Here is a 16,582-nt window from a genome sequence, read left to right as displayed (position 1 = left end):
AGGCGGGATTGTGGATAGAACGGCGACTGTGGATAGATCACAATCGTCGTAAAGAAAACTAGTCTGGGATGCCAAGCTCCGGCTTATCCAGCTCCTCGATGTTCACGTCCTTGAATGTGATCACACGAACGTATCGAACGAAGCGCGCCGGGCGGTAAATGTCCCACACCCATGCGTCAGACATGCGCAGCTCGAAGTACACCTCACCGTCGGTGTTGTGTGGAATCAGTTCAACGGCGTTAGCCAGGTAGAAACGACGCTCGGTCTCCACCACGTAGGAAAACTGGCTGACGACATCGCGGTATTCCTTAAACAGCGACAGTTCGACCTCTGCCTCATAAGTCTCTAGGTCTTCGGCGCTCACGGTCGTGGCTCCCCTCGTCACAAAATGTGGTGTCGTAATTTACAAGTCTTGCAGGTACCGCTGTTGCGCGGCAGCCACATTGGCGTAGCTCATTCGGTGATGCGGTGTCGCACCCAGCTTTTCGACGGCCACCATATGTGCAGCCGTCCCATAACCCTTGTGCGACGCCAACCCGTAGCCAGGGAAAGCATCATCGAGCTCAACCATAATCCGGTCACGCGTCACTTTGGCTAAGACACTCGCAGCGGCTATGCATCGGGCTGCTGCATCTCCACCGATCATGGGCAAATGTGGCGAAGTCAGTCCTGGCACTCGCATCGCATCGGTCAAGACGTACCCCACGCACCCCGATAGACCCGCCACGGCCCGCCGCATGCCGGAGATATTGGCGTGCTGAATCCCATAGGCATCGATATCTGCCGACGAGATCGTCGTCACGCACCATGAATCAGCATGTTCTTTAATGACCGGGAATAGTTTGTCCCGGGCACGTGCAGACAGCGCTTTGGAGTCAGTCAACGTGCTCAACTCGGGAATAATCTTCTGCGGCAGCACGCATGCGGCAATCACAATGGGACCTGCGCATGCGCCACGGCCGGCTTCATCGACACCAGCAACAGGACCGAGGCCATGGCGCGCGAGGCTGACCTCAAACATGCGGTCTTGAGCTAACTTCCTAAGAGCAGGCGGGCGCAACCCTAGTGCAGTGACTGCGGTGCGAGCATCACTTGGACTGAATGTCCGGGTCATCGACACCACCGATGCGGTTAAACGGAAGAATAATGGACTGCACCTTGCCGACGACGTTCTCAACCGGAACCGTGCCCTGAAGTTCATCGCCAATATGGAAACGAGAATCGGCGGAATTGGTGCGGTTGTCGCCCATCATCCACAGGTGCCCTTCTGGAACCTTGACAGGGCCAAAGTAGCCGCCACCGCATTGTTCAGAACCCGTGGTGCTATCGATTGGGAACTGTGGCGGAGTCATGATGAAAGAGTCATCGACTTTCTTGCCATCAACCATGACACCGGGGTCGCCTTCGCGGCATTGCACAGTTTGACCACCTGTGGCGATTACGCGCTTCACCAGGGCGTTTTCATCTGGAGCGGTAAGCCCGGTCCAACTACCGAGGGTTTCGAAAGAATTGCGGATCGGGTTCGTTGATCGTTGCGACACATAACCGGTATTCCAGGAATCGGGACCGTTGAACACCAGGACATCTCCGGCCTCGGGCTCAGAGAACCTGTAGGCAACCTTATCGACCCAGATGCGGTCGCCTGTACATCCTTCACAGCCGTGCAGCGTTGGCTGCATCGACTCGGACGGAATCAGATAGACGCGACCAATGAACGTCTGCACGGCAACGCTGAGAAGCAATGCAATGACGATAATGATCGGCAGTTCGATGTACCACGGAGTCGACTTTTCCTCGTCTGCATTGTCCTTAGCGCTGTCATTACTGCCGACGCTATGAGCATCATCAGAGGTGTCAATGCCGGCGTCCTCATGCTTAATCGAGGAGTCGTCAACAGTTCCGCGTTCATCAGTCATGGTTAGCGACTATACGCCACTGAAGCTGCCCAAAAACGAAACAGGGCGCGTGCCGGAGCCGAGAAAACTCGAGCTCTGACACGCGCCCTGTGGGGCACCGAATTAGCGGCGCTCCTTGATGCGTGCAGCCTTACCGCGCAGGTTGCGCAGGTAGTACAGCTTCGCACGGCGAACGTCGCCCTTGAAGGTGACCTTGATGGAATCGATGTTTGGGGAGTGTACTGGGAAGGTACGCTCAACGCCGATACCGAAGGAGATCTTGCGGACCGTGAAGGTCTCACGGATGCCGCCACCCTGGCGGCGGATGACTACGCCCTTGAAGAGCTGAATACGCTCGGTCTTACCTTCGACGATCTTTACATTGACCTCGACGGTGTCGCCCGCGCGGAACTCTGGGATGTCATCGCGGAGCGATGCTGCATCAACCTTGTCAAGAATGTTCATGGAAGTTATTCCTTTGCTTTATGCATAGACAGAGGACCCTGGCGGCACTTTCCCTCGTGGGACGCTCGGCCGGTTCATGCCCGAAACAGGTAACGCTGCCCTGGCGCGTCACGCACCTACAGACAACTGGCCAAGTATTACATGAGTGGCTGGCCAGAACCAAATCACTGGTATGCTCCTGCCGATTGCTTTACGACGCTGCCTTCCGAGCGCCCGTCGTTACAGGTCAGGTATCTAGGTAGCCTGGCGCTATGATGCCTTTACCAACATGGGATCGTCGTTCGCTGAGGGTTACCATCGTGGTCCCCCTTGTTTGTGTCATAGTGACATACGGATGGACGTTGGCTGTTAGAGATCGCCTACCTGAATCATTTGCTTCTCATTGGTCAGGTTCAAATACGCCCGATGGCTTCACTTCACCGATGGTTTTCGCCTCGGTCCTGTTGGGAATAGCTTGTCTATGCTCGCTTATCGGATTAGCCAGCTCGACCAATAAGCAGCCGTTAGCGCTCCGTAAGTTGACCATGCCTATTGCATATGGTCTTGTCTTTCTGCTCATAGGCATTGTGGTTGGCACTGCGGTACCCCAGTTAGGCATCTCTGATGCCCGCAATGTTGCCCCATCTGCTCCAATTGTGGTGGGAGCTACAATTCTGGGAGTACTTGCAGGCGCGTATCTCAGTCGGTTCATTCACGAAGCACCAGAATTGGCACGAATGCGTGCAGGCACCCCACCACCGCCTGCATTCCCACGCGGCCCTGCCACCGCACCAGTATCAGTCACAGCTGGATCGCTGATGATCATTTTTCTCACGATGTGGCTAATTACTAGTGCGGCCCTGTGCTTCCTGAATCTACTACTTGGGCTCGTTTTTTTGATGTGCACTCCGCTGCTCGCAATGGGCATAACTACTGGCCTACGCATTACTGATGACGAGATCATCATTCACTCTGGTTGCGGCCCAGCCAGGCTGCACTTCTCGGTCCCCATTAGAATCGTGACATCAGCACAGCCGACCTCCTACAACTGGGCCGACGGAGGTGGCATAGGAATCCGCTCCTCCGGTGACGGTGTCATCTACGTTGCAGCCCGTTCTGGAGATGCTGTCCGCATCAATACAGTCTTGACCAACTACGTAGTTGTCGTCCCCGATGGCACGGCAACCGACATTGCTGGCGATATCAATCGCCGATGCGATCTGCGCATTGCCAACAATGGAAACGCATCACATCTCCAGCATTAGTGAGAGATAACAATCAGTTACAAGTCAGCGATCTACTTACCAAATCCCGCTCGGCGAAGCGCATCCGCCATAGAACCGCCACCGCCTTGATTGATGCCTTTCTCCTGGCGCTGTCTGCTTCGTTGCTGGCCTTGACGGCCCTGTTTCCCGTGGCGAGAGCCTCGGCCACTGCCCCGCTGGTCGCCTCGATTCGCGCCACGGCTTCCACCGCCCTGCGACGCCCCTGCTGTCTTCTTCGTGGCTGAATCGTTGCCGGGTTCGTCGTCAAGCCGAAGCGTCAGGCCGATGCGTTGACGATCAACATCGACATCCATGACCTTGACCTTCACAACCTGGCCGGACTTGACGACGTCGTGTGGATCAGACACGAAATCATGGCTCATGTTAGACACGTGAACGAGTCCGTCCTGGTGAACTCCTACATCCACAAAAGCACCGAAGGCCGCCACGTTGGTCACCGTGCCTTCGAGAATCATGCCTGGAGTCAGGTCAGAGACCTTTTCGACGCCGTCCTTAAAGGTTGCCGTGGTGAACTCCGGACGCGGGTCGCGGCCAGGCTTATCCAACTCAGCGATGATATCGGTCACCGTCGGAAGACCGATGCCGGCTGCGTCATCGACGAAGTCAGCAGGGCGCAACCCCTGCAACACCCGGGAGTTACCAATCAATTCCGCGACACCGAGGCCAGCCTGCTGGGCGATACGGTCGACAACTGAGTATGACTCTGGGTGCACGGCAGAAGCATCGAGAGGATTCCTCGCGTCGCGAACTCGCAAAAAGCCTGCACACTGTTCGAATGCCTTTGGCCCGAGACGTGGCACCTTCAGCAATTCCTTGCGGGAGGTAAAGGCACCGTTTTCATCGCGGTACGCGACGATATTCTCCGCAATAGTCGACGACACTCCAGCGACACGCCCAAGCAGCGGAGCAGATGCCGTGTTCACCTCGACACCGACGGCATTCACCGCGTCTTCCACCACTGCATCCAACGAATGCGCGAGCTTCGCCTGCGAAACATCGTGCTGATACTGGCCAACACCGATGGACTTTGGATCGATCTTCACGAGCTCGGCAAGTGGATCTTGCAAACGGCGTGCAATCGACACCGCGCCACGCAAGCTCACATCCATGTCAGGGAATTCCTGAGCCGCAATCTCGGATGCCGAATATACAGAGGCTCCGGCCTCTGAAACGGTCACGGGAACAGGCTTGACTCCACCAGCTTGACCAATGAGGTCCGCAACTTCACGCGCCAACTGGTCCGTTTCCCGCGAGGCAGTGCCATTGCCCACGGCCATCAACTCAACGCGATGCGTTGCACACAGCGTCGCCAGCTTCTCACGTGCGGAGTCCCATTGTTTCTGTGGCTGATGCGGGTAGACAACCACCGTGTCAAGCACCTTGCCGGTCTGGTCAACAACGGCGCATTTCACACCATTTCGGTAGCCCGGATCCAGCCCGAGCGTCGCGCGCTGGCCGGCTGGAGCTGCGAGCAACAGGTCACGAAGATTTCTCGCAAATACCTCCACTGCTTCAGACTCGGCGCGTTCCTTCAATCGCATGCGTGCGTCTAAAGCTGCCGACACTTCCAGCTTCGTTCGCCATCCAAAATGCACGGCCTGATCGATCCACTGAGACTCAGGCAGATCGAAGGACTCACGCACCATATTTTCGTACTGCGTGTCATCGCCAGCGTCGACATTGAGCTGCAAGATGCCTTCAGATTCGCCACGTAGCACGGCGAGAACTCGATGGCCAGGCATCGTCTCTAGCGGTTCAGAATGCTCAAAATAGTCACGGAACTTGGCACCTTCTTGTTCCTTTCCCGGCACAACGGATGCGACTGCTTGACCGTCATTCCATACCTTCTCGCGAACGGCACCGACGAGGTCAGCGTCAGTAGCAAAGCGATCAATCAAGATGGCACGAGCACCAGCGAGAGTGGCTTTGGCATCGGCAAATCCTTCCGTGATGTACTTCGCACCCAGCTCATCTGGATCAGCGGAAACATTGGACAGCAGATCGTCGACAAGTGCCTCCAATCCCGCTTCCCGAGCCGTATCCGCCTTCGTCTTGCGCTTCTTCTTGTACGGAAGGTACAGGTCCTCGAGGCGAGCCTTCGTCTCACAGCCGAGAATCAAGGCACGCAGGTCGTCGGTAAGTTTTCCCTGCTCCTCAATGGCCTTGAGCACCGCTTCTTTTCGAGCTTCCAACTCCCGCAAGTACGTCAGCCGTTCCTCAATTTGACGCAGCTGGGAATCATCGAGTCCGCCCGTGACTTCTTTCCTATATCGAGAGATGAACGGCACAGTGTTGCCTTCGTCAAGCAGCGTGATAGCTGCGGTAACTGACGATTCAGGAACGGAAAGTTCACCTGCAATGGTTGAAGCGATCATTCCGTCGATGTTACCGGGGCTCGCTTGCCGACGATCGCAACAGGGCCACTCCCTTCAGTTGAATATGATCTGCATCTCCTTGATTTGTGCTAGTTCCACTAGCACAATGGGTTGTAAGGGATACGCCATTCTAGAAAGGTTCCAACCATGAACGTCGACGAACTCATGCAGTTGTCCGATGGCCCTCTGATCGCGGTAATTGTCCTCGCAGTGGTGCAAATTGCCCTGCTGGTTATTGCTCTGATCGTTCTAGTTCGAACTCCCCAACAGCGCATTCAGCACCTTTCCAAGGGGCTGTGGGTTCTCATGATTTTGTTGGTAAATATCATCGGCCCGCTGGTGTTTCTGACGATCGGTCGTGAGCGTCAGATCAAAGCAAGGCCGTCAGCTGCAATGGACCAACCGGCCCCCAATGGCTACCAAGTGCGGGACCCCGCCGGCCAAGCATTCGTGGACAGGTATGAACAGCAATGAACGCGATTTCTTTCAAGAATGTCCGCAAGTCTTTCGGCAAGCATGTTGTCTTGAATGACCTCAGCTTTGAGGTCCCCGTTGGCAGTATCTTCGGATTTCTGGGTCCTAATGGTTCAGGGAAAACAACATCGATTCGAATTCTGATGGGTTTAGGTCATGCGGATTCGGGCTCAGTATCTATTCTCGGTAGTCCTGCTGGCAGCATCGAGGCCAGGCGCAACCTTGGGTATTTGTCCGACGTACCAGCATTCGATCCATGGTTAAGCCCTGCTGAATATCTAACTTATGTTGGCCAGCTGAGTAATCTACGGGGACGCGATGTGCGCCAACGAGTGCACGACGCGGTGGAACTGGCACGACTTGAAGATGTTCATAGGCCAATCGGTGCCCTGTCGCGTGGAATGCGGCAACGCCTCGGGATCGCCCAAGCCGTTTTGGCAACCCCATCTGTCATTGTTCTCGACGAACCTACTTCAGCACTCGACCCGATCGCTCGTGCTGAAGTACTGGACTTCATTGGCCGCCTTCGTGGTCACGCCACCGTGTTCTTTTCCACACATTCCATGGCAGATGTAGAAGCCGTCTGTGACAATGCAGCGTTTCTTGGCCATGGTCGCGCTATTGCGCAAGGCACTATCGACGAACTCACGCGAAGGTACGGATCGAATCCAAGGAACCAGTTTGTTGCCACGTTCCGGACCGACTCACCCGACAGCATTCCAGAGATCCTCACAGCTGCAGGATGCTCCGACGTGGTTGTTCACCCTCAACCGTCCAGCCTCGGAGATGCATTCACCAACGCCTTAGGAGACAAGCGATGAACGCTTACACAGTGCGTACTCTCCTTCGCCGTCAATTCACTGCACTTCGATATTCATGGTCACTTTGGACGTTGATCATCGTCGCGCTGTTTTTCGCAGTACTGTCACCTGTCACTGCGCGATATATGCCCGAGATGCTCCAAGCCATGGTTGGCACCGAGGACATCCCCATAGATCTATCAGCGATACCCGACCCCACGTCGATCGACTCATGGACACAATGGGCCAGCAACCTTTCACAGATCGTCGTTATGATCATCGCGATCATCGGCGGAGCTGTCATCTCTTCCGATGTGTCCAAGGGAACAATCGTCGCAATTCTCGCTCGGCCAGTTCGCCGCAGCGCGGTGTGGCTGACCGGCTTTGTTGCAGCCAGCACCACTATTCTTTGTGTACTCATGGCAGCAACTGCAGCGGAAATTGGTGGCACGTTTCTTCTTTTCAGCGATGTCACAGAGCCCTGGCGCCCCATCGTCGCAACAGCTTTGTACTTGGTATTCGCTTTCTCACTTATCGCGATCACTATGGCAGCGTCGTCAGCCGGTGCCAACGCGCTCGGCGCAACTGCTACAGGTATCGGCTATTACGGAACCGTCTCCATTGCCTCCTTATGGCCAGCAGCCCGCCCCTGGTCGCCAGCTGGCCTCCTCAGTGCCGTTGCAGAATTATCATCAGGGTCAACCGTGGAGACACCGGACCTCGTCGGCAGCATCGCCTCCACCGTCATCCTGACCGCATTGGCAATCGCCGTGGGTCTCTACGCCTTTAACCGAAGGGAGCTGTAAGACATGCTCATCGAGCTCGACACCTCGTCGTTGACTCCCCTGTACTCGCAGCTCGTTGCGGCACTTCGCCAAGCAATTGCCACGGGTGATGTTTCCCCCGGAGAGAAGTTGCCCACCGCTGCGGAGCTTGCCGGCTCACTCGATCTCAATAAGAACACTGTGCTGCGTGCATATCGACAACTTCGCGACGACGGGTGGGTAGAGCTGCGACGTGGCCGAGGGGCGATCGTCGTCACGCGTCCTGACCAGAACAGCTACGTGGAGCAAGCTCTAGACGAACTTGCGACTGCTGCTCATTCTTCTCAAGTTTCGCTGCACGAGTTAATAGCTGGACTTACGGTTCGGGGAGTGAAGTAGAAAGATGACCTCTCGGCCGACTCACATGGAATCACCGACACCAGCAGACAAGTTCAGGTTCATTGCCCCGCCTGTCGTACTGATCGCGATCGTCTCTTTGTCGAGCTTGATGTGGTATTCGGTGATCATCCCCGAACTTCCAGATCCATTGGCGACCCACTTTGGCATCAACGGAGTGGCCGACGGCTTTACCTCCGTCGCGTTCTTTGGCATCGGATCGTTTCTGCTAGGGCTAACTGCGGCGGCCTTGCTCATTGGTTTCGCTGCTAGTGGCATGTCTAGTGGCTGGGGCGCACGAGCAATGGCGGGCTCGGCAGTCGGCACGGCAGGGCTCATGTCTGCAATGTTGATCGTGGTTGCGCATCCACAACGAGGCCTCGAAACAGCCAACGGCTTCGTTCTCCCGGGGTGGCACATTCTCACGGTTCTTGCCCTTGCCCTCATCCTCGGCACCATAGGAGCTCTCATCTCCCGCCCCTTGCCTGACAGTGAAGAAGCAAGCCGGGAAGGCAGTTCTCGCGAACTCCCCGAAACGACTCGCGCAGTGTGGTTTGGTCGTGGCGTTATGTCGCGATGGGCTCTATTTATCCTCGTCGGGTTCGGCGCCTTCCTACTCGGTTGGGGTGTCATCGCTGCCACCCGCAGCGACGCTGCAGGTGCCATTATCTTTATTTCGATTGGCTTGGTTGTCATAGTTCTCGGCATCGCCATGAGCTCAATCCGAGTTCGAGTTGATGACAGTGGCATTACGTGGTCGTTCGGCCTCGGCTTTCCACGCAGCCACATCCCGTATGCGCGCATCAAGAAGATCAGTGCGACGAACATCAGCCCCGGCGAATGGGGTGGCTGGGGTTACCGGCTAGGACCCCAAGGCACGGCGATCCTGCTTCGAAAAGGAGAAGCATTGCGTATCGAGCGGACTATTGGGGCCGATCTGTTCATTACCGTCGACGACGCCGACCGGGCTGCAGCACTAGCCCAGGCACTTCACAAGCGTCAGTCACTCCAGAGTTAGCAACTCCCGACGTCACGACGCAGCTTCGTCACACCGCCACGCCACTAACCGACTTGGCTCAGACACGACGACCACCCATTGTGTTCTATCGAGTGCGTATCAGCCGACGAAACCACGACGACCGCAGCACCAATAGGCCGATCAGCAAGCCAACGACACCAACGAACAAGCCAGCAATAACATCCGTCAACCAATGCGCACCGATCCACACCCGGCTCAAGGCGACACATGCCACCAGCGCTAGAACTACGACTTCCAGTAGCCGACGCATAGTACGACGCAACACGGGCATCAATATTTGAAGCAGCGCCATGCTCGCGCTTGCGGTGCCAGCTACATGCGCTGACGGAAAAGCAGCGTCCTGCAAGTTCACCATGGACAAGTCACCTGCTGGGCGCTCACGACCCAAGAACCACTTCATCGCGTAGGTCATCGCGATCGCCGAGCCAAAAGAGACTGGCAATAGCAAGGCCAACGCGCGGAACCGAAACCACAATAGGGCGGCAGCCACCAGCGTCGCAGGTGCAATGAACAGGGGACGAACGATCTGACTGATCTCGATGAAGAACTCATCGAGAGATCCGCCACGTTGCTCGGAAACGAGGCGCGTGAACTGCGTATCCAATTCTGCCCCCTGCGCAGTCGATGCAAACACTGCAACTAACGCAAATGCAGCTATCCACCCCACAACGTGTCGTGGCCTCGTAATATGCAATGCCTATCCCCTCTGCTCTTTCCTCGAAAATCCCTCTAGTCCTCGAGTCCGTCGGGCAACTTCCCAACATCCCTGCTCGGTTACTAATCCCCCGCGCCATCCGTTGGACCAGACCCGTGACTTTACGCCGTAGCCCGTGTAGAAGTGGAGTCACATAAGCCTCGAGTCACGCACGCCGATGCGTCAACGAAACTGTATGTCCGCCACAATCGACACACGATGCCATGTTAGGGAAACCATGTCCCACAGCTCTAGCTATTCCGATCCAGACTTCCGAGACATTCGCCTCATCGACCTGCGCGCTGAAGCTCCGGCAATAAAGCCGGGCGACTACGCCGTCGCAAAGCGAGTGACAACATCCGATGGTGCAACCATCGTGGTATTCCGTTTCGGCCCAGAACAGCGACTACTCGAGCATCATGCTCCGCACGCGATCACAGTGCAAACGATTGAAGGCGCTGTCGATTTCACGATTGGCAATCGCACCGAGGAACTCCAACCAGGCACTGTGCTGTATGTTCCTGCAGGAATTAAACACAGTGTGCAATCAAAACACGGTGCCATCATGCAGTTGATTCTGCACACAGGCGACCAAGGCGGGTTCGATGGCCATCCAGAGTAGATAGATCTGAAACAGTGAAACTGAGCTTTAACTCTTAACCGTTGACGACGACCATCCACACAGCAATCAGGTGAATGATGCCCGCGACAATTGTCGCGGTATGGAAGTGCTCGTGGTAGCCGTACAAACGAGCCTCACGCCCAGGCCACTTAAATGCGTAGGCCATGGCGCCCACTGTGTACACGATGCCGCCCGCGAATAGCAGCCACACGATGGTGGGGCCAGCGTTGTTCCACAGCTCGGGGATCAACGGGACAATAAGCCAGCCAATGACCATATACACGATCACTGCCAGCCAACGCGGATGGTTAATCCATACAAGACTGAGGACGACTCCAACAAGAGCCCCTGTCCATGCAATCGTTAGCATGAGTGTCGACTTGCCCCCTGGTAACGCAATGAGGCACAAGGGCGTGTAAGTCGATGCGATAAAGACGGCAATTGTGGCATGATCCGCGCGACGCCACCACTCAACTGTGTGCCTATGTCTCCACTGGCCACGGTGGTATGCGGCAGACACGGAATACAGGCTGAAGAAGCCGAGAGCGTACACTGTGACGCCCACTGCTTGTACCCACGGCAGAGTCATCCAAGCATACGTCGATAACACCGATCCAGAAATGATCGATAAGAATGCTGCAACAAGGTGGAACCACCCACGGATCAGTGGTCGCTGGCCACGGTCAAAGACGAACTTGGTCAATTGCACAAGCGATTCTCGATCCGGCATGTGATCCGAAATATTGTGGGTTCTCGTGCCTGGGGATTGAGAAGAATTCATGTAGTGCTCCGAACGAGATATAAGCCACAAGCCATGGTGTGCCGTAAATCGGCTTTACTGCGGTTCTGCAAGTCTATCGCTTATCTACATATAGCAATTCATATGAACTTTCTAGGCAACCCCTGTCATTCTTCGGGGCTGCCACCGCGCTCCAGCACTTCCTGGTCACGGTTGCTTAGGTCAATACCATCGAGCAACTCTGGCCGGCGTGCTTGCGTACGCAATAAAGCCTGGTCACGTCGCCAACGATCCACCTTCGCATGATTCCCCGATAACAATACGGGAGGAACCTCTAGTCCGCGCCACTCGCGAGGCTTGGTGTAACTCGGTCCTTCTAAGAGCCCATCGGAGAAGCTATCTTCCTCGTGCGACTTGCGGTTTCCCAGCACCCCCGGCACCAGACGAACGACGGCCTCTGCAATCACGAGGACAGCCACTTCCCCGCCAATCAGCACATAATCACCAATCGAGACTTCTTCCACACGGTATCGATTCGCTGCTTCATCGACGACTCGCTGATCAATGCCCTCGTACCGTCCACACGCGAAAACAATGTGTTTCTCGTGCGACCAACTCCGCGCCATCTCCTGAGTAAATGGCTTCCCAGCCGGGGTCGGCACAATTAACAGCGGCTTGTCCGCTTCGTTCATAACATCGCTATACGACGACTCTCGTGGCAAGCCTTCAATGTCATCATGGCGAACTTTCGTTACATGCGGTGTGGCGCTTTCCAGGGAATCCCCGGTAGCAGCGAGCCCCGTTCCAGTGGCAACGTCGTCAAGCGCAGGCCCCCACACCTCTGGCTTCATGACCATTCCTGGCCCACCACCATATGGTGAATCGTCGACAGCCTGGTGCACACCTGGAGCCCACTGTCGCAAATTGTGGACGCCTACTTCGAGCAAGCCATCTTCCATCGCCTTGCCCAGCAAAGCATGGCGCAGCGGATCGAGGTATTCGGGGAAGATCGTGACGACATCGAGACGCATCGGTGTTTTCTACTTTCAGTCCTGGCCAGTCCGGGAAAGGTCCGCCGTAATTGCTCTAGTTTTCCTAGTTGATGTCCAACAGCCCGTCGGGAGGTGCAATGACGATAGCGCCGTTGTCCACATCCACAATTGGAACGATGGCATGGACGAAGGGCACGAGCACAACTTCCCCAGATTCCAATCGCACTTCCAATAAGCGCTGAGCTGGATTGCGGAGCACCCCTACAACTTCACCAACCTCAACTGGCTCAGGCTGGGCACCTTCGTAGGCACGATTGTGAGCCGTCTGCTCATCAACAGCACCACAGTTCAGCACACTGAGGCCAACGAGTTCGTGATCATAGAAGGCTTCTTCATCGGCATCATCGAACACAGGCTCGGCATAAAAGCGCATTCCCCGCAGCGTCTCCGCTTCCGTTCGATCATTGATTTCCTCAAACACCACGAGCAATCGATTCTGGTGCGGGCGCATGGACTTGACGACGAGCTCGCGCTCTTTGCCACGCTGCTTTCCAACGAGTTTTTCGCCCGTGGCGAATCGCCCGTCCGGGTCATCTGTCGTTGGGTCAATAACGAGTTCGCCACGGACACCGTGGGGCTTGATCACTCGGCCAATCTGCACCAGGTCGCTACTATTCACCCTAAAGATGGTAGCCGATAGGGCACAAAAAACCGCCACTCTGCTCCTTGATGGAACATGAGTGGCGGTCTACTGCGCTAGTTCATAGCTCGAAAGCTACTAAAAGTGCGACGGAGCAGAATTACTCTGCAGCCTCGTCAGCGGACTCTTCCTTTGCTTCCTCAGCCTTTGCAGCTGCTTCTTCTGCTTCCTTAGCAGCCTTTGCAGCTTCCTTAGCTTCGCGACGCTTGGAGGTGATTGCCTCTGCGCTTGGGCCGTTATTAGCCTCTTCGAGAGCCTTGTTGAACAGGTCCAGCTTGGATGGCTTTTCCTCTGCAACCTTGAGGGAGCCTTCTGCACCCTCGATGCCCTTGTACTTCTGCCAGTCTCCGGTGACCTTCAGCAGTGCGAGTACTGGCTCGGTTGGCTGTGCACCAACGCTCAACCAGTACTGAGCGCGCTCAGAGTTGATGTTGATGACGGAAGGCTCAGACTTTGGCTCGTAGGTACCAATGTTCTCGATGACCTTGCCGTCGCGGCGAGTGCGGGAATCCTGCACAACTACGCGGTAGTGAGGTGCACGGATCTTGCCGAGGCGCTGAAGCTTAATCTTTACGGACATAGAAGTCTCCAAATCTTGTGGTCACGGGCAATTCTTATGACACCGACAGTAATGACGTGCGGACACGCTGAATTCTGTTCGGCCGGTTTAGCCCTTAGTTTTTCCTGCGGGTGACCATTAGGTGACCGTGGTCAGTTCTAATGTTCCGCAGTATTGCCAGGTGGCAACCTGAAAAACAGTACCAGTGGGACTCTCCATTTCCAAAAACCGGAATTCCCGCTACTAGCCCACTGGAATCACCGGCACAGACCCAAACAAGGCTTAATTGTTCTTCACTGACTAGAATCTGAACGCTGGACTGAGATTATCCGCCATATTCGCACAACTCATGAGGAGCCCTACGCCAGAATGGCATCATCCAGAGCCTCTCGATACCGCTATGACCTCGATGGCCTACGCGGTATTGCCATCGCACTCGTCGTCCTATTCCACGTTTATGTGGGGCGGGTTTCCGGTGGCGTTGATGTTTTCCTGCTGCTTTCTGGCTATTTTTTCCTTGGCTCGCTGCTCCGCAATGCGCAGCGCCCCGAACAATCGATGAATCCATGGTGGTCGTTTTGGCGAACGTTACGACGACTCCTGCCAAGCTTGCTACTCACTCTGGGAGTAACTACGGTCGCCGTGTTATGGCTGGTGCCTTCGTTGCGAAGTGGTGAAATTGCAGCGCAATTGACAGCCTCAGTTCTTTACTTTCAGAACTATGAACTTGCACAACAGGGTGCAGATTACGAGGCCGCAACGCTTGAGACTTCTCCGCTGCAGCACCTGTGGTCCATGTCAGTACAGGGACAGTTCTATGTGCTCGCAATTACGTTTGTCACCATTCTCGCGTGGCTCCTTCGCAAGCATTCGGTCGACATTGGTTCGACTGCCGCCAAGCGCAATGCTCGATTCCTATCCAAGGGAAAGGACGCGACAGGTGGCCGGATTGTCCCAGCTGCGCTGGCTATCCTCGTGCCAGTGACCATTGCGTCGTTCGTGTGGGCACTGATTCAGCATGGGCAGAACCAACCCCTGAACTACTACTCATTGCCCACGCGACTGTGGGAACTAACACTCGGCGCCGTGTTGGCATTGGCGCTAAGTCTGCGCGCACGCTCTAGCGCGGCAGCTACTACTCGGACCGACGAAACAGAAGCCACACCATTTATTTACCGAATTCTCCCATTCATCGGCCTGGCAATGGTTGTCTCTACTGGCTTCTTCCTCGACGGGGCACGCCTATTCCCTGGCCCGTGGGCACTATGGCCGATTGCTGGAGCCGTTCTCATCATCGTTGCCGGTGGTCGTCCGAGCATGGCAACAAAGATTCTCTCCAGTAGTCCAATGCGTTTCCTTGGCGATATCGCCTACTCGCTGTACCTCTGGCATTGGCCACTGCTGATTGTTTCCACTGTGTATTTCGGCCAGAAGAAGCCAACAGCAATGCTCGGTACCTGGATCATCGTTGTTTCCGTGGTGTTGGCGTGGTTGACGCACCGCTTCGTCGAAAAGCCAATGATGCAATCACGCCGCCGACCGGGCCGAACTGAGCCAGTTGTGGCGAATGCCTGGTTTGATTTGCGACGATCCGGAAAGGCAAAGGCTAAGGCTCTGGCCGGTGTCGCACTGATTGTGGTGGCTGGCTTGATGTTGTCGCTGCAACCGATTCATGATTCGCGGTTGAATGATGCGAAGACTGTAGTTCTTGATGTCAATAAGTATCCGGGAGCGCTCGCAATAACAGATAAGGAACCGGTTCCGAAGGTAACGGAGTACTCGCCAGACCCAGATGTCATTCGTGAAATGTATCCGAAGCCAGGCTTGGACGGATGCGTCACGATGACCCCTGCTCCAGCTTCCGAACTTCACCCATGTATCTACGGAGACAAGAAGTCGAAGAAGACGATGGTGCTGGTGGGCGGCTCGCACAGTGAGCAATGGTTCCCAGCGCTCGATGTGGTTGCAAAGAAGTATGGCTACAAACTCATCACCGTGCTTCGCCAAGGTTGCCCGTCTGCGCTTGGTTGGGTGGATAATATTGCGCGCCCGCAGACCTGCCAAGCGTTTAACCGCAACGTCCTTGACTACCTCGACAAAGTGAAGGCCGATGTCGTGGTAACGACAACCACTCGTGCCGGTCGCGACGGAGTCGACTTTATGCCGTGGGCATACGAAGAATTCCTCAATGAGGTATCCGATCGAGGCATTCGCGTCATCGGCATTCGAGATAATCCGTGGCCATTCGATACCGATGGGCACCGGTTTGCCCCGACTTCATGTATGGAAGACGACAACACCACACAGAAAATGCCTATCACCGACGCTGATCGCGCATCGAAGCACGGAGGTAATGCGCCGACGAAGTGCGATATTCCCCGCAAACGGGCTTTTCCCACCGAGAATGAGTCAAAGGAAGTCCTGGAAAGCCTGCCTGATGCAATTTCGGTGGATTTCACCGATGTCTTCTGTGATGACAACCGCTGCCCCGCCGTCATTGGCAATGTTTACGTCTACCGCGACAACAACCATGTTTCCGTTACGTTCGCAAAGACGCTAGCCACCGAGCTTGATCGCCAAGTGAACAGCTTTTTGAAGGAAGACTCTAAAAAGTCAGCTGCTTCATCGACATCAACGTCGCCGTCGACCTCGCCGTCACGGTCAAAGTCGACCTCAACGTCCCTATCAAAGCCGACGTCAACCTCGCAGTCCAAGTCAGCTACCCCGACTTCTGCACGATAGTCCGCGCCCCCTAATGTAGATAGTAAATTTGTTTAACTTTGCCGATTCCGCTTCCGTGGGT

At 55.5% G+C, this 16,582-nt stretch carries 18 protein-coding genes and 1 pseudogene; 9 read left to right on the top strand and 10 right to left on the bottom strand.

Translation table 11 applies throughout. From position 1 onward, the window contains the following. Positions 1–58: 58 nt before the first annotated feature. The 4 genes from WG938_RS04820 to rplS form a co-directional block, all read right to left on the bottom strand. On the bottom strand, positions 59–364 hold the full coding sequence (locus tag WG938_RS04820) for a DUF2469 domain-containing protein (RefSeq protein ID WP_339978080.1): 306 nt from the start codon (positions 362–364) through the stop codon (positions 59–61). A gap of 39 nt (positions 365–403) precedes the next feature. Beyond that, positions 404–1,114, bottom strand: a complete 711-nt coding sequence (locus tag WG938_RS04815) for a ribonuclease HII (RefSeq protein WP_339978078.1) — start codon at positions 1,112–1,114, stop codon at positions 404–406. Beyond that, positions 1,089–1,916 (bottom strand): signal peptidase I, encoded by an 828-nt coding sequence (lepB, locus tag WG938_RS04810; RefSeq protein WP_339978076.1) that lies wholly within the window; start codon positions 1,914–1,916, stop codon positions 1,089–1,091. Before lepB ends, WG938_RS04815 begins: the two co-directional genes overlap by 26 nt. Positions 1,917–2,018: 102 nt before the next feature. Continuing rightward, complete coding sequence (rplS, locus tag WG938_RS04805; RefSeq protein ID WP_339978074.1) at positions 2,019–2,360, bottom strand: 50S ribosomal protein L19; 342 nt, start codon at positions 2,358–2,360, stop codon at positions 2,019–2,021. Between the two features lie 251 nt (positions 2,361–2,611). Here rplS and WG938_RS10775 point away from each other — a divergent pair. Together WG938_RS10775 and WG938_RS04800 are read left to right on the top strand one after the other, a co-directional pair. After that, positions 2,612–2,788, top strand: a pseudogene (locus tag WG938_RS10775) (DUF1648 domain-containing protein); the annotation flags it as partial. 96 nt (positions 2,789–2,884) lie between these two features. Further along, positions 2,885–3,604: a hypothetical protein gene (locus WG938_RS04800; protein ID WP_339978072.1), complete on the top strand. Its 720-nt coding sequence runs from the start codon at positions 2,885–2,887 to the stop codon at positions 3,602–3,604. A 32-nt stretch (positions 3,605–3,636) separates the two neighbouring features. Here WG938_RS04800 and WG938_RS04795 read toward each other — a convergent pair whose 3' ends face one another. Further along, positions 3,637–6,000, bottom strand: coding sequence for a Tex family protein (locus tag WG938_RS04795; protein WP_339978070.1), 2,364 nt, complete (start codon positions 5,998–6,000; stop codon positions 3,637–3,639). A 147-nt stretch (positions 6,001–6,147) separates the two neighbouring features. Between WG938_RS04795 and WG938_RS04790 the strand changes: the two genes are divergently transcribed. The 5 genes from WG938_RS04790 to WG938_RS04770 are packed head-to-tail and all read left to right on the top strand — an operon-like array spanning position 6,148 to position 9,452. After that, positions 6,148–6,474, top strand: coding sequence for a PLD nuclease N-terminal domain-containing protein (locus WG938_RS04790; RefSeq protein ID WP_339978068.1), 327 nt, complete (start codon positions 6,148–6,150; stop codon positions 6,472–6,474). Then, on the top strand, positions 6,471–7,295 hold the full coding sequence (locus tag WG938_RS04785; protein WP_339978066.1) for an ABC transporter ATP-binding protein: 825 nt from the start codon (positions 6,471–6,473) through the stop codon (positions 7,293–7,295). Before WG938_RS04790 ends, WG938_RS04785 begins: the two co-directional genes overlap by 4 nt. Next, positions 7,292–8,080, top strand: coding sequence for an ABC transporter permease (locus tag WG938_RS04780; RefSeq protein WP_339978064.1), 789 nt, complete (start codon positions 7,292–7,294; stop codon positions 8,078–8,080). The genes WG938_RS04785 and WG938_RS04780 overlap by 4 nt, the downstream gene beginning before the upstream one ends. Positions 8,081–8,083: 3 nt before the next feature. Beyond that, the gene (locus WG938_RS04775) at positions 8,084–8,437 is read left to right on the top strand and encodes a GntR family transcriptional regulator (RefSeq protein WP_339978062.1); all 354 of its coding nucleotides are present in this window, start codon (positions 8,084–8,086) and stop codon (positions 8,435–8,437) included. Positions 8,438–8,441: 4 nt separating this feature from the next. Further along, positions 8,442–9,452: a DUF1648 domain-containing protein gene (locus tag WG938_RS04770; protein ID WP_339978060.1), complete on the top strand. Its 1,011-nt coding sequence runs from the start codon at positions 8,442–8,444 to the stop codon at positions 9,450–9,452. An 85-nt stretch (positions 9,453–9,537) separates the two neighbouring features. Here the strand turns inward: WG938_RS04770 and WG938_RS04765 are convergent, their stop codons facing one another. Further along, positions 9,538–10,107, bottom strand: a complete 570-nt coding sequence (locus tag WG938_RS04765; RefSeq protein ID WP_339978058.1) for a phosphatase PAP2 family protein — start codon at positions 10,105–10,107, stop codon at positions 9,538–9,540. Positions 10,108–10,405: 298 nt separating this feature from the next. Here WG938_RS04765 and WG938_RS04760 point away from each other — a divergent pair, with 298 nt between their 5' ends. Then, positions 10,406–10,789 carry a cupin domain-containing protein gene (locus WG938_RS04760; RefSeq protein ID WP_339978057.1) on the top strand — a complete coding sequence of 128 codons (384 nt, stop codon included), beginning with the start codon at positions 10,406–10,408 and terminating at the stop codon, positions 10,787–10,789. Between the two features lie 34 nt (positions 10,790–10,823). Here WG938_RS04760 and trhA read toward each other — a convergent pair whose 3' ends face one another. The 4 genes from trhA to rpsP all read right to left on the bottom strand — a co-directional run bounded on the left by trhA (position 10,824) and on the right by rpsP (position 13,800). Further along, entirely contained in the window at positions 10,824–11,519 is a 696-nt protein-coding gene (trhA, locus tag WG938_RS04755) for a PAQR family membrane homeostasis protein TrhA (RefSeq protein WP_339978832.1), read from the bottom strand. A gap of 176 nt (positions 11,520–11,695) precedes the next feature. Beyond that, positions 11,696–12,559 (bottom strand): tRNA (guanosine(37)-N1)-methyltransferase TrmD, encoded by an 864-nt coding sequence (trmD, locus tag WG938_RS04750; protein ID WP_339978055.1) that lies wholly within the window; start codon positions 12,557–12,559, stop codon positions 11,696–11,698. Positions 12,560–12,623: 64 nt separating this feature from the next. Beyond that, positions 12,624–13,199, bottom strand: coding sequence for a ribosome maturation factor RimM (gene rimM / locus WG938_RS04745; protein WP_339978053.1), 576 nt, complete (start codon positions 13,197–13,199; stop codon positions 12,624–12,626). A 121-nt stretch (positions 13,200–13,320) separates the two neighbouring features. Next, positions 13,321–13,800 carry a 30S ribosomal protein S16 gene (gene rpsP, locus WG938_RS04740; RefSeq protein WP_339978051.1) on the bottom strand — a complete coding sequence of 160 codons (480 nt, stop codon included), beginning with the start codon at positions 13,798–13,800 and terminating at the stop codon, positions 13,321–13,323. A gap of 348 nt (positions 13,801–14,148) precedes the next feature. Here rpsP and WG938_RS04735 point away from each other — a divergent pair, with 348 nt between their 5' ends. After that, positions 14,149–16,521 carry an acyltransferase family protein gene (locus tag WG938_RS04735; protein ID WP_339978049.1) on the top strand — a complete coding sequence of 791 codons (2,373 nt, stop codon included), beginning with the start codon at positions 14,149–14,151 and terminating at the stop codon, positions 16,519–16,521. The last annotated feature ends 61 nt before the right edge of the window (positions 16,522–16,582 follow it).

This window comes from Corynebacterium sp. H113 (genome assembly GCF_037572315.1).
Lineage (GTDB): Bacteria > Actinomycetota > Actinomycetes > Mycobacteriales > Mycobacteriaceae > Corynebacterium.
This window is presented reverse-complemented; position numbering and strand designations above follow the sequence as displayed.